At 60.5% G+C, this 13449-nt stretch carries 10 protein-coding genes and 2 pseudogenes; 8 read left to right on the forward strand and 4 right to left on the reverse strand.

The features are described 5' to 3' along the window. Positions 1 to 13: 13 nt before the first annotated feature. On the reverse strand, positions 14 to 988 hold the full coding sequence (locus tag H9529_RS08800; protein ID WP_092891755.1) for an ABC transporter permease: 975 nt from the start codon (positions 986 to 988) through the stop codon (positions 14 to 16). Positions 989 to 1291: 303 nt separating this feature from the next. Here H9529_RS08800 and H9529_RS08805 point away from each other — a divergent pair, with 303 nt between their 5' ends. From H9529_RS08805 to H9529_RS08820, 4 genes are all read left to right on the forward strand, one after another. Beyond that, complete coding sequence (locus H9529_RS08805) at positions 1292 to 2317, forward strand: ABC transporter ATP-binding protein (RefSeq protein WP_092891757.1); 1026 nt, start codon at positions 1292 to 1294, stop codon at positions 2315 to 2317. Continuing rightward, complete coding sequence (locus H9529_RS08810) at positions 2314 to 3300, forward strand: ABC transporter ATP-binding protein (protein WP_317889615.1); 987 nt, start codon at positions 2314 to 2316, stop codon at positions 3298 to 3300. The genes H9529_RS08805 and H9529_RS08810 overlap by 4 nt, the downstream gene beginning before the upstream one ends. 242 nt (positions 3301 to 3542) lie before the next feature. Continuing rightward, on the forward strand, positions 3543 to 4238 hold the full coding sequence (locus H9529_RS08815) for a GntR family transcriptional regulator (RefSeq protein ID WP_092891759.1): 696 nt from the start codon (positions 3543 to 3545) through the stop codon (positions 4236 to 4238). A gap of 117 nt (positions 4239 to 4355) precedes the next feature. Further along, positions 4356 to 5909, forward strand: coding sequence for an ABC transporter substrate-binding protein (locus tag H9529_RS08820; protein ID WP_092891761.1), 1554 nt, complete (start codon positions 4356 to 4358; stop codon positions 5907 to 5909). A 266-nt stretch (positions 5910 to 6175) separates the two neighbouring features. Here the strand turns inward: H9529_RS08820 and H9529_RS21095 are convergent. The 3 genes and pseudogenes from H9529_RS21095 to H9529_RS08835 form a co-directional block, all read right to left on the reverse strand. Beyond that, a pseudogene (locus H9529_RS21095) lies at positions 6176 to 6733 on the reverse strand (IS5 family transposase); the annotation flags it as partial. 68 nt (positions 6734 to 6801) lie between these two features. Next, positions 6802 to 7515 carry a TlpA family protein disulfide reductase gene (locus H9529_RS08830; protein WP_092891763.1) on the reverse strand — a complete coding sequence of 238 codons (714 nt, stop codon included), beginning with the start codon at positions 7513 to 7515 and terminating at the stop codon, positions 6802 to 6804. Continuing rightward, positions 7508 to 7981 carry a MarR family winged helix-turn-helix transcriptional regulator gene (locus H9529_RS08835; protein ID WP_092891765.1) on the reverse strand — a complete coding sequence of 158 codons (474 nt, stop codon included), beginning with the start codon at positions 7979 to 7981 and terminating at the stop codon, positions 7508 to 7510. Before H9529_RS08835 ends, H9529_RS08830 begins: the two co-directional genes overlap by 8 nt. Positions 7982 to 8241: 260 nt before the next feature. Between H9529_RS08835 and H9529_RS08840 the strand changes: the two are divergent. From H9529_RS08840 to H9529_RS08855, 4 genes and pseudogenes are all read left to right on the forward strand, one after another. After that, positions 8242 to 8565 (forward strand): annotated as a pseudogene (locus H9529_RS08840) (transposase); the annotation flags it as partial. 471 nt (positions 8566 to 9036) lie between these two features. Then, on the forward strand, positions 9037 to 11217 hold the full coding sequence (locus H9529_RS08845) for an FAD-dependent oxidoreductase (RefSeq protein WP_092891771.1): 2181 nt from the start codon (positions 9037 to 9039) through the stop codon (positions 11215 to 11217). 78 nt (positions 11218 to 11295) lie between these two features. After that, positions 11296 to 12759: an aldehyde dehydrogenase family protein gene (locus H9529_RS08850; RefSeq protein ID WP_092891773.1), complete on the forward strand. Its 1464-nt coding sequence runs from the start codon at positions 11296 to 11298 to the stop codon at positions 12757 to 12759. 177 nt (positions 12760 to 12936) lie between these two features. Beyond that, entirely contained in the window at positions 12937 to 13293 is a 357-nt protein-coding gene (locus H9529_RS08855; RefSeq protein ID WP_092891775.1) for a cupin domain-containing protein, read from the forward strand. Positions 13294 to 13449 lie beyond the last annotated feature (156 nt).

Genomic DNA, 13449 nt, shown 5'->3' on the forward strand with positions numbered 1-13449 from the left:
TGGCGCAGCCTCTCTAGAGTTTCACGCGCGGGTCGAGGCGCGCGTAGATCAGGTCGACGATCAGGTTGAGCAGGATAAAGACCGCCGCGAGCAAGATTACGCTCGCCTGCACTACTGGGATATCGCGTTGATTAACGGCATTAAACACCAGCCGGCCGATACCCGGATAAGAGAACACCGTCTCAACGACGACGACCCCGCCGAGCAGGAAGCCGAATTCGAGCCCGATCATCGTCACAACAGGCAGCCAAGCGTTGCGCATCGCATGGTTCATCACGACACGCCGTTCGGAAATCCCCTTCGATCTTGCGGTCCGCACATAATCCTGTCCTAGCACTTCCAGCATGGACGAGCGAATCAGCCGCGCATTGCGTGCCAAGGTATAGGTCCCTACAGCGATCGCTGGCATGATCATGTAGTACATCGACCGCGGCAGATTGCTGAACGCAGTGACAAAATCACCCTCAAAAAGCGGTTCGAGGAACGGCACATGCCCTGAGATCGGGAACCAGCCAAGATATAGGCCAAAGAACAGGATCATCATGATACCCATCCAGAAATTTGGGATCGACTGGCCGAGCATCGCGATCGTCATTATACCGCCGTCGACGGGGCGGCCTCGGTTCAGCGCCGCAAAAATACCCAGCGGGATTGAGAGGCCGATGGCCAATACAAGCGAGAAGAACGTCAGTTCGATCGTCGCAGGCATCGCGTCGAGCACGACCCCCATCGCAGGTTGACGATAGCTCAGCGAATTACCGAAATCGCCCTGAAGCGCATTCCAAACGTAAGTCAGGTATTGCACAGGCAACGGCTTGTCGAAGCCGAGCGCTACGCGCGCGCGCTGGATTTCCTCGGCGCTGGCACTCTCTGACACAAACAGATATGTCGGATCACCACCCATTTGCAGCGCGATGAAACTGATCAGCGTCACGCCGATTAGGACGACGATACTTTGCAGCAGACGTCGTGCGAGGAATGTCCACATCGGCTCAGACCCTTACAAGCATATCATGCGCAGCACATCCGGGCGTGATTGCCCGGTCTTGCTGCCGAAATTTGTGTCATCTACTTGTCGCCCAACCGCACCTTGCATCGTCGTTCCTTCATTTTGCATCGTTCCTGTCTCACGCGCTTGACAACCGGGGTGATCATCCAACAGGGTATATTTTATATTGTCGACAGTTGGACAACAGAAACATGCAGCGCCCTATCCCGTCAAGCGCCCAATTCGGGAACATCACTCCGGCCCCCCGCTCCGGCTCGGCCCCGCTCAAAGAAAAGGCACCTTATGCCCGTTGATGATCAGACCACCACTCCGATCCTTCAGGTCCACGATTTGAAGACGACGTTCGACCTGTCACGGACACTGTCGATCAATGCTGTCGACGGGGTCAGCTTCGATGTCCACCCCGGCGAAACCCTCGCCATTGTCGGCGAAAGCGGTTCGGGAAAATCGGTCACGAGCCTTTCGATCATGGGCCTGCTTCCTAAAGATATTGGACGCGTTTCAGGTGGCAGTATCAAACTCGGCGGCACGGAAATCTCAAAATATTCTGATGTCCAAATGCGTGAGATTCGCGGCAAGGAGATCGGCATGATCTTCCAGGAGCCAATGACCAGCCTTAACCCCGTCCATACCATCGGTCAGCAGATCGCCGAAATGGTGATCCGCCACAAGGGCTTATCCAAAACAGCCGCGCGTGCGCGCGCCATCGAAATGCTGTCGCTGGTCGGCATCCCCGAGCCGAAACGCCGGGTCGATAACTACCCGCATGAGATGTCGGGCGGCATGCGCCAGCGCGCGATGATCGCAATGGCGCTGTCCTGCGAACCACGCATACTGATCGCCGACGAGCCGACCACAGCGCTCGATGTGACGATTCAGGCTCAGATGCTCGAATTGATGAAAGACCTTCAGGAAAAGATGGGGATGGCGATCATTTTCATCACGCATGATCTCGGTGTTGTTGCCGAGGTCGCGGACCGTGTCGTTGTGATGTATGCCGCACAGGTGGTAGAGACAGGCCCGGTCAATGAAATTTTCCGCAACCCGCGCATGCCCTATACCGCTGGCCTGATGAACTCCATCCCGCGTCTTGGCTCCTCAGTCAACAAGGTACGCCTGCAGGCAATTCCGGGATCTGTTCCCGCGCTGACGCGGCTGCCGGAGGGCTGCCGCTTCCATCCGCGTTGCGCATTCGCCACCGAGATATGCCACGCAGAGATGCCGCCTCTCGAACAGGCGGCAGACGGCCATATGATCCGATGCGCCCGCTGGCGCGACCTGAACCTGTCTCAAAAGGATGCGTCATGATGTCGTCGTCTCCCTCAGCCGCGCCCCTCTTGCAGGTCGAGAACCTGCGCAAGCATTTCCCGATCCACGGTGGCGTGCTGCAGCGTGTGGTCAATTCCGTGAAGGCAGTGGATGGTATCTCCTTCGTGATTCACCCCGGCGAAGTCGTTGGCCTTGTCGGCGAGAGCGGTTCGGGAAAGACGACTGTGGGCCGCACCATCCTGCGGCTTGAAGAAGCGACGAGTGGTGCTGTGCGGTTCGGTGGTGTCGATGTCATGGGCCTTGGCCGTGCAGAACTACGCAGCTATCGCAAGCGGATGCAGATCATCTTTCAGGATCCCTATGCGAGCCTGAACCCCCGCGAAAAAGTCCGCGACGTCCTCACACACCCTTTGCGGCTGCATGGCATCGGAAAGGCTTCCGAACATAACGATCGTGCTGCGGCTTTGTTGGAAAAGGTCGGCCTTTCACCGGATCACCTTGCGCGCTATCCGCATGAGTTTTCCGGAGGTCAGCGGCAACGCATCGGCATTGCCCGCGCCTTGGCGGTAGAGCCCGAATTCATCGTCGCTGACGAACCCGTCTCGGCGCTCGACGTGTCGATTCAAGCGCAGGTCATCAATCTGCTTGAAGACCTAAAGAACGATCTTGACCTTACGATGCTGTTCATCGCCCACGATCTCGGCGTGGTCGAACATATCTGTGACCGCGTAATCGTCATGTACCTGGGCAAGGTGATGGAGATCGCAAGCGCCGCCGATCTCTACGCCCGCCCGAATCACCCCTATACCAAGGCGCTGCTCTCGGCGGTCCCGGTCCCCGAGCCAGGACGCCGCCGGGCGCGCACGATACTCAAGGGCGACATCCCCAGCCCCATTAACCCACCCTCGGGTTGCGTGTTTCGCACCCGCTGCCCAATGGCAACAGAAGACTGCGCCCGCATTGTTCCCGAGTTGCGCCAAGTCGGTTCTGGCCACGCAAGTGCCTGTATACACACCACATGACCACACGTGCGACCATTATGACAGGATGCGCAGCGTGTCACGCTTGACAAGATCGAAAGCAGAGGCGCATTGTCCACTTATGGATTGTCGACATTACACAGAAGAAACCATACAAGGCGGTGACTGCAATCTTATCGTCACCACATATGTTGAATTCGCTTCGGTGAACCAGCCGAAAGCGTCTAAAAGGGCAAACCGTCCCGTCGGACGGCTGTCTGCAACAGCTCCAAGGAACTGACGCCGTGAACACCGCAAACTCCCGTGCCGCCGATACCCTGCCCGACGACATCTCCCCGATCGAGAACGTCCCATTACGCGTTCAGGTCGCAGACCGTCTGCCCGCCGCAATCCTGAGCGGCCGACTCAAGCCAGGCACGAGCCTCGTGGAAACCGCGCTGGCTGAGCAAATGAACGTGAGCCGCGCCCCGATCCGCGAGGCGATCCAGATTCTTGAAAATGATGGCCTCGTCGAGACCATCGCCTACAAGGGCAAACGCGTGAAACCTTTGACTGCGCGCGAAGTCGGCGAAACCTATTCCCTCCGCGAGGTGTTCGAAGTCATGGCGGTGCGCCGCATCCTCGATAACGGTGCCCCGCTGCATCAGTTGCGTGAGCATTGCGACACGATGACCGCAGCAGCCGAGGCCGATGATTTCGAAGCGCTGGTCGCCGCCGACGAGGCTTTTCACCACACACTCATCACGCTGGCCGATCACGACTTGCTCCGCGCCTCGTGGAAGAACCTCTACCTGCGCATCCATCAAATCATGGCTCTGCGCAACCGCGACGAGAGCAATCTGGCTGAAATCGCCCGCAACCACCCTCCGATCGTCGATGCCCTTGAGGCGCGTGACACCGAGCGCGCAATCGACCTCATTTCCGAACACACACGTATCCTCGCCGCCTTTGACCCGGTGACGATTGTGGAAGCCCTCTGAGCGTCGGCGTCTGGACCCGAAAGGGCGAAGGCATCGACATCACCGAAAAGCGGCCTGAGGCACCACCAAGAGTGTCAACGGCTATGTAGATCCATCCAACAGGTGAAAGGAAAGTCAATGCCGAGACTCCACAAGATACTGACCGCCGGGGCCGCGAGCCTCGCGATGGGGACGGGGGCGTTTGCACAAGCTGCAGATGATACCATCGTCGTCGGGCTCAGCGCGGACATCACGACGTTTGAGCCCGCCGCGATCTCCTCGCGCGACAACTCCAACATCGCACGCCATATTTTTGGAACGCTCTTCTCCATGGATGGCGACGGCGTCGCGCAGCCCGATCTGGCGAATACTCTCGAAATCTCTGAAGATGGGCTGGCTTATGTCTACACGCTCAACGAAGGGCTGACCTGTCACGACGGCGAGGCGCTAACAGCCGAAGACGCCGCCTATTCGTTCAATCGCGCGGCTGACCCGGAGAATGCCTTCACCGGCAACACACCGGGCTTTGTGTTCTCCTCCATCGGCTTCGAGAGCGCCGAGGCGCTTGATGAGTTGCGCGTCCAGATCAACATCGCGCAGAAAAGCCAGATCGCCTTCGGCCTGATCGCTGAGGTCTTCATTCACTGCATGGACAGCTACGAGGCGATGAGCCTCGACGAAGCCTCCTCCAATCCGGTCGGATCGGGTGACTACCAGATTACGAACTGGTCGCGCGGTTCTGAAGTCGTGCTCGAAGCCGTCGAAGGCGCCGAGGTCGGCTTTGAACGCATCGTCTGGCGGATCATTCCCGAGGCTTCTACCCGCGCCGCAGAACTCATGGCCGGTAATGTCGACATTATCACCAACGTCGCCCCCGACCAGCTTGATGTGATCAATAATTCCGGCACCGCCGTGGTCGAGCCGATCCAAGGCACCCGCCGCATGTATGTGGGGTTCAACCTTTCCGAAGCAATGGCCGACATGCCTGGCGCAGAGGCCATCGCCAACCCGGATGTGCGCCGTGCGCTTCAATACGCGGTCAATGTTCCGGGCATCTGCACGCAGCTTTTGAACTTCGAATGCGAAAGGATGACCGGCATCGTCAACCCGCCGAATGCCAACCAGAGCCTGGAACCCTATCCCTACGATCCGGAAATGGCCGAACAGCTTCTTGATGAAGCAGGTTGGCCGCGCGGCGATGACGGCACACGTTTCTCGATCCGCTTCCAGGCTGGTCAGGGCCGCTATCTGAACGACGCCAACGTCGTGCAGGCCGTGACTCAGTTCCTCACCGATGTGGGAATCGACGTTGAGCTTGAACTGATGGAATGGTCCTCGGTCTTCGTGCCGCTCATCCGCGAGCGCAACGCCGGGCCGCTGTTCTTCCTTGGCTCTGGTGGTGCGCTCTGGTCACCGCTCTATGACATGGCCGATCTGAGCACTGTCAGTGCAGGCACCAACTACACCCATTGGGACGATCCACGCTGGTTCGATCGTTGGGCAGACATCGCCGCCGCCGAGACCGAAGAAGAAACCCGCGTCATCATCGACGAGATGCTGCAGGTCTTCTACGATGACGGCCCTTGGCTGCACATGTATTTCCAGCCCGATTTCTATGGCGTCAGCAACCGCGTAAACTGGCAGCCGCGCCCGGACGAGAAAGTCTATCTTTTCTCTGCTGGCTTGAACTGATCTAGGTTTTCCTTGATCAGGCAGTTAGTGGTGCCGGGCTGAAAAGCCTGGCACCTTTTGTTTGGGGCAAGCCTCATGGAAAATAGATGCAGGTTCCGCACAGCGTCGAACGCGCCACCACTATTGAGCCCGTCCCCCACCCGCCTAGAAGGCGGGTTTTGCACCTCTGAAAACCTGAGAGCTGCAGTGCAAAATTTGCCAAGGACGTTTGGGAAAGTCCCGCTGCAGGCGGTGCAAAAAATGCCACTTTGGCACCTCCTGTTCTCAGGAAGGTCTGCAACAACGCCCGTGAACTCGACCGCGCGGATGTCGGATGTGGCGGTGTCCATGGCCAGATGGACCTTGCGCCATTGGCGCCGTCCCTGAACACCATGCTTCCAGGCCTGCCATTCCCCGTCGCCAAGGAACTTGATACCCGTGCTGTCCACCAGCAGGTTCAGCGGTCCGTCGGCACGGCGATACGGGATCTGCACCTTCAGGGTCTTTTGTCTGCGGCACAGTGTGGAGTAGTCTGGAACAGGCCAGTCCCGGCCGGACAGGCGTAGCAGGCTCGCCACCATCCCGGCGGTCTGCCGCAGCGGCAACTTGAACAACACCTTAATCGACAAACAGAACTGGATCGCCGCGTCTGAGAAGATCGGCGGGCGCCCAGGGCCGCCTTCATGCGGCACGTGTCAGGCCATCTCCTTATCCAGCCAGATCAGCAACGACCCGAGATTGCGGAGCGAAGCGTTGTAGGCGGACCAGTACGTCGTGCGGTAGCGGGCTTGCTCATGCCACCCGTCTAACCACCTGGATTCGTGATGTGAATCCTTTGTGGTCAGAGTTCTGCAGCAACGCCCCTGGAGTGTTTCAGGCCTGATGGCTGAACGCTGCTACAGCCGCCGCAGCCCTAGCAGGTGGTGCGCGCCGACCCGGTTCTGGTGCGGCCAAAGAACAGGCGCAGATTGCGTTTGATGATGTTCGTCCAGATCAGGAAAGGGAGTCCCTTGAAAAAATCGGCGGCAGATCCTTTCCCCGCCTTTGAAAGCGTCCTGAAAACGGTCACAGGCACCGCTGGCCGGAAATAGTCCTTTGCCGTGACCGCACGCCCGGCGATGAGAGCCGCAACGGCCTTGCGGGTGGCCGACGGGTTGTTCCATTCCGACCGATACACCACGCAGCCGTTCCTGTTGATGATGAAAACCGCGTTCGGCATGCTGCCATAGGCGCTGTGTGCCTCTCCCTCCAGACCGTCCACGAAGACGGTTCTAGTCTCGCCATCTTCGGCTTTCAGACGGGTCGCGCAGGCCTTCTTGTCGTCGAAGCTTTTGTGGCCGGGAACATCGGCCCCCGGATGGGCCTCGCGTACATAGAGCACAGCCGTGCTGACCCCGCTCTGGCGGTTGAGGGTCTCCATGATCCCGCGCCTGCTCTGGAACAGGGGGCAGGTGATGCTGCCCATTTCCAGAACCAGAAAGTCCCCCGTAAAATCCGTCAGGCGCTTCGTGTCGCCCTCCGTCGTCATCAACGCGAAATCCGGTGCCTTGTCCCCGATCTCCGGGCCATGCACATTCTTGAAATCATAATCTGTGGTCGAAAATTCGCTGTAGTTGTAGTCAGCCATCTTCGGATATCCTTTGTCCTGAGGCGCTTTGCGCAGGCACCAGAAGATTTTCTGTCATGGCCCGCAAGGTGCGTGTTGTCGTTTCGATGTCGTCGGCGGGGATGTCGGTGAGGGCACGGTTGATCAGCCCTTGCGCAAGGCGCACCAGATCTTCCTGCATCGCGACACCATGTGCGCTGACCGCCACGACGCTGCGTCGCCGGTCATCCGGATCTTCGCTGCGGCTGACCAGATTCTTGCGCACCATCGCGTCAATCAGACGGGTGATGGTCGTTCTGTCCTTGGTCGTGACATCCGCCAGCGCGCCCGGTGTCTGGGGGCTTTGCTTCCAGAGCACCAACAGGATCGCCCATTCTTCCGGGCTGACAGGATGACCCGCCTCGCGGAAAACCGCGCTCAGTTCCTTTCGCAGAACAAAGCCGAGCCTGTTTACCCAATGGAGGGGTATTTTCTCATAATTGAACATAGATGCTATCTACAACTATTGTATATGGCACTGTCAAGTGATCTTTCATCTTGTGTATGTCTGGTGCCAGTATCTGCATCGGCACTAGAAGGGCTCTGTTGATGGCGTGGATGCCCCTCCCGACGGCATCGCAATGTGCCATTGTGGTGAGTGTTAAAGCCATCATAAAAAGAAGGAGCATGCATGTCCGAAGTTACTCTCATTGGTATCGACTTGGCAAAGCGCGTTTTCCAGCTGCACGGCGCGCGCAGTGACGGTTCGAGGCACTGAACGAGGCGATCTATCGGTTTGGCCCGCCGGACATCATGAACAGCGATCAGGGATCGCAGTTCATGTCATTTGCCTCGCCAGACCGCTTGTGCCGGTCGGACATCCGCATCTCGATGGATGGCAAGGGCCGCTACCTGGACAACATCTTCATCGAGCGTCTGTGGCGAACCCTGAAATACGAGTGCGTTTATCTGCACACTTGGGAGACCGGGTCTCAGGCCCGCGCAGGCTTCCGGAAGTGGATGGTGTTCTACAATCACCGCCGCCCGCACAAAGCCCTTGGCGGCCGACCACCAGCAGCGGTCTACTGCTGAAAGTCGAAGCAACCCAACCCGATCAGCAAGAGCAGATCAAAGCTAAAAAAGCACCAGATCCTGTCCAAGGAATGGGGAGCACCTCAGTCAGTCGCGAAGTGGCGGAAGCGCGCGATGGTTGAGGATCTGAAGACTCGGCCGAAGGAACTGCTGATGTCCCGATCTGCGCCTTGACGAAGCGTGCCGCGCGATGTGCCATATTGTGCCGTCAGTCTATCGCTTCTAAGCAGCATCTCTCTAAGATTCACGGAAAATCGGCAGGTACTGGTGGCGCTATGCCCTTAGGCTGACCTTGATCTTTACCGCCATGCCGCTGCCGCACGCCAATAGAGACGCTGCGGCACAGCATAGCCGGAGTTCGATGGATGGAGCCAACGCCGTGTGCCAAACAATCGACCCAGGGACAACCCTGCCCACCATCAGATCCACGTTGCGCACGACGCCGGGTTATTGCATCGGGCGTTGGCTGACATGGTGATCCAGGGGCAGCTGGCCGGAATATGGCGCTATCCTGTCAGCTCACTCGGCGGTGAACGGCTTGATCGCGCGGAAATTGGGCCGCGCGGTTTGCTTGGCGACCGCACCTTCGGGTTGTTCGACAACGAGGACGGTGCACATATCTATCCCGCCCGCGATGCACGCTGGAATCCCGCCCCACTGCTTTCCGCACGGCTCACCGCGAACGGGCCGGAACTGTCGGTCAATGGAACTGATTGGGCTTCTGCAGACACCCCGGACATGCAGGCGCAGGTGGCGCAGGTGCTGGGTCGCCCGGCCAGCCTGCGCGCATATGATGCCGAAATCAGGCCCCGCTATAATGTTGCGCCGCTGCATTTGCTGAGTCTTCAGGCAATGGCGGCGCTGCGCCGCGCGATCCCCGACAGCGCGATTGATGCGCGCCGCTTCCGGCCCAATCTGCTGGTCGACCTGCCCGATCTGGCCGGTGAAATTCCCGAATATGCCCTGCTGGGGGTGGAATTCAGCCTTGGCGGCCTGCGTCTGCGCGGTACGGTTCCCTGCGGGCGTTGTGGCTTCACAAGCCTGCCCGTCGGCGACGGGTTGCCCGAAGACCCCGCCGTTCTGCGCACGCTCGTCCGCCGGTTTGAGCGGAATTTCGGGATATATTGCGAAGTCATCGACGCAGGCACCTTGCACGTCGCCGCCCCGCTGCACGCGACAGCATCCGCGCAGGGCCCTGGGCCTGTGGTGATTGTCGGCGGCGGACAGGCGGGCGTGACGGCGGCGCGCGCGTTGCGCAAACACGGCTATGTGGGCCCAATCCGCATTTTCGCGGCCGAGCGTCACTTGCCCTATGAACGCCCGCCCCTGTCAAAGCATATACTTAACCCCGGCGCGATTGTATCGCCGCTCCTCAGCGCGCAAGACGCCGCAACAGCCAATCTTGCGCTGGACCTTGCCACCCCCGTTGAGGCAATAGACCTGAACGCGCGGCAGGTCGAAACGGCGGACGGCAGCATTGTGTCCTTTGGCACGCTGATCCTTGCCATGGGTGGGCTGGCGCGGCGTTTGCCGGGCTTGAACCGTGGGCATGGCAGGGTGCATGAACTGCGGTCGCAAGACGATGCCGCACGCCTATCCGGGGCGCTGCACCCGGGCACGCGCCTGTTCATTCTGGGCGGTGGCTGGATTGGCATGGAAATCGCAGCGGCGGCGCGGATAGCCGGTGCAGAGGTTTCGCTGTTCGTGCGCAGCACCGCGCTGGCGCCGCATATGCTCCCGCCCGTTGTCTCAGACGCGCTGACTGCACTGCACCGCGCGCATGGCATTACACTGCATTTCGGGGTAGAACCCCGGTTTCATGAAACTGAAACCGGCGTCCGTTGCGAGGTCGGCGGGCAGCACCTGACCGCGGATCATCTGTTGCTGGCCATCGGGATGGTGGCGAATGACGGACTGGCCCGCCGCGCGGGGCTAGACTGCGCGAACGGCATTCTGACCGATGAAACTGGTGCCACCTCGCATGAGGGGGTATTTGCCATCGGCGATGTCGCCCTACCCCCCAGCGGGCGTTTTGAGACATGGCAAAACGCCAATCTTCAGGCCGACCGCGTCGCGCGCCACATTCTGGGCCAGCCCGCCCCGCCACCGGAACCGCTGCGCTTCTGGTCCGAGCAGTTTGGCCACCGCGTGCAGGTCGTCGGGCGACCTGATCCGAAGGCCAGCCTTCTGTCGCAGTCCGGTCAATTCTGGGATTTCGGTAGTTTCGCCGTGGGCATCGACACGCCCGAGGCGATACACCGCGCGGCGCGCAGGCTGTCGCTCAGCGAACCGGTGGCGCCAGGCACACCCGCCCCGGCCCCAACGGCTGCAAGAAAGGAATACCTTCTGTGCCCCGCCGCCGATGTGACCGAAGGCGCTCTGCTGCGCATCGAGCACTCCGCGCGGGGGGCGCTGTGCGCAACGCGGCAGGGCGGGCAGACTTTTGTCACCGATGACCGCTGCCCGCATGCTGTCGCGTCGCTGTCAGAAGGCTTTGTGGATGACGGGCGGCTGATCTGCCCGCTGCATTTCGCAGAGTTCGATCTGCGCAGCGGCGCCCCGCATCACGCCCCCGAAGGCTGCGGCGCGCTGACTGTTCACCCCACGTCCGAACGCGACGGTCAGATATTCGTCAGCTTGCCCCACCCATAGCCGCAGCGCGGTGCCGCCCGCCGCGTCCCGCACGCTTTGCCACCCGCACCCGATCCTCCCAAATGAAAGGCGCGCATCATGATCGCACCCGTTGACCACCTGAAACACAGCGGCAATCTGGGCCGGTTCTTCATTGATGGCCGATGGGTTGCGCCGCACGGGTCCGGGACGTCCGCCGTCATCAACCCCGCCACGGAATCCTTGCTGTGCCACATCCCGCTGGGCGACCGGCACGACGTGGATGCGGCTGTTGCCGCCGCAACCCGCGCCTTTCCGGCATGGAGCCAGACAGCCCCCGACGCGCGCATCACCCTGCTGGCGCGGCTGGAGGGGTTGATGGAAGACAACGCCCCCCTGCTGGCCCACTGCATGAGCCAGGAGATGGGCGCCGCGCTCAGCTACGCGAAGGCCGCGCAAGTGCCTTTGGCAGTGGCCCATATCAGAACCGCGCGCGAGGTTCTGGCCCGGTTTGAATTTACAAGCCAGCGCGGCACCACGGCGATTTTCCGGGAACCGATTGGCGTGTGCGCGCTGATCACACCGTGGAACTGGCCGCTGTATCAGATCACCGCAAAGGTGGCCCCGGCCTTGGCCGCTGGATGCTGCGTGGTGCTGAAGCCCAGCGAACTCGCCCCTCTGAGCGCGTTGTTGTTTGCTGGACTGGTTGAAAAGGCGGGCTTTCCCGCAGGGGTGTTCAATCTGGTGCAAGGCGACGGGCCGGAAGTGGGGGCGGCGATGGCCACACATCCGGGCGTTGACATGGTCTCGATCACCGGGTCGACCCGCGCGGGCATCGCGGTGGCAAAGGCCGCCGCTGATACGGTCAAACGCGTGGCGCAGGAATTGGGGGGGAAATCGCCCAATCTGATCTTGCACGACGCGGATATGGAACGCGCCGTATCGCTGGGCGTGGCGACGGCGATGCGCAATCTGGGCCAGTCATGCAGCGCGCCGACGCGGATGATCGTGCCGCGCACGCAACTGGCCGAGGTTGAAGAAATCGCCATACGCGCAGCGGAGCAGATCATCGTCGGCGACCCGCAGGACCCCGGCGTGACCCACGGAGCCATCGCCAACCACGCCCAGTTCGCGCGGGTTCAGACCATGATCGCGGTTGGCATCGCCGAAGGCGCGCACCTGATCGCGGGCGGGCCGGGACGACCCGAGGGGATGGTGCGCGGCTTTTTCGCGCGCCCGACCGTCTTTTCGCAGGTGCGCCCGGACATGCAGATCGCGCAGGAAGAAATCTTTGGCCCCGTGCTGTGCATCCTGCCCTATGACAGCGTTGAAGACGCCATCCGCATCGCCAACGACACTGTCTATGGCCTTGGGGCGCATGTGCAGGGCCGTGACCTGCCGCTTGCCCGTGCCGTCGCATCCCAGATCCGCGCGGGCCAAGTGCACCTGAACTATCCCGCATGGGACCCGCATGCGCCGTTTGGTGGCTACAAACAATCCGGCAACGGGCGCGAATACGGGCGCGAGGGCATGCTGGAATATCTGGAGGTCAAGTCTGTCCTTGGCTTCTCAGTCCCGGACTGAGACGGCGCGGGACTGACCGGAATATTCCACCGCAGACGGCTGTCTGATCGCCATCATTCACTGCGGCGCAGGTGAATTCGGCATCCAACGCTGCGATGCCCGGTTCAAACTGAACCCATAAGAACGAGGCCAGTCGCCCCTATGATGCCCGTCGCCCGCATGACACCAGGAGTTTCCATGTCCAACCTGATCGCCATCGACACCAATCCCACTTTCGCCCCAAAAGAGGCAATGCCACAGCCCGACAGGCTGATTTCCGGCGCGCCAGAATTCAAGACATGGGCACAGGATTCCTCGAATGCGGACAAGGTTCTGACGGGTATCTGGCAGGCCACCCCCGGCGAGACACATTCGATCAAAGGCACAACCTTCGAATTCTGTCACATCCTGTCGGGGCTGGTCGAGATCGAGGAAACCAGCGGCGCAACCCAGACCTTCCGCGCAGGCGACAGTTTCGTGATGAAGCCCGGCTTTGTGGGCGTATGGCGGACCATTGAGACCGTGCGAAAAATCTATGTCTGCGTCTACGAATGATCGCGTTGTATGACCGGCAACGCAGAAGGAAATGCCTGACGCTGACACAACAACAGCCAATCCTGCCGTCCGGGCACGCGGATTCGACAGGTTCTCTATGCGCGCCGGACCATGCTGAACTAACCGTGGTTCAAACTTACGAGTCGTCCCTCTCAA

The sequence above is a fragment of the Roseicitreum antarcticum genome (assembly GCF_014681765.1).
Lineage (GTDB): Bacteria > Pseudomonadota > Alphaproteobacteria > Rhodobacterales > Rhodobacteraceae > Roseicitreum > Roseicitreum antarcticum.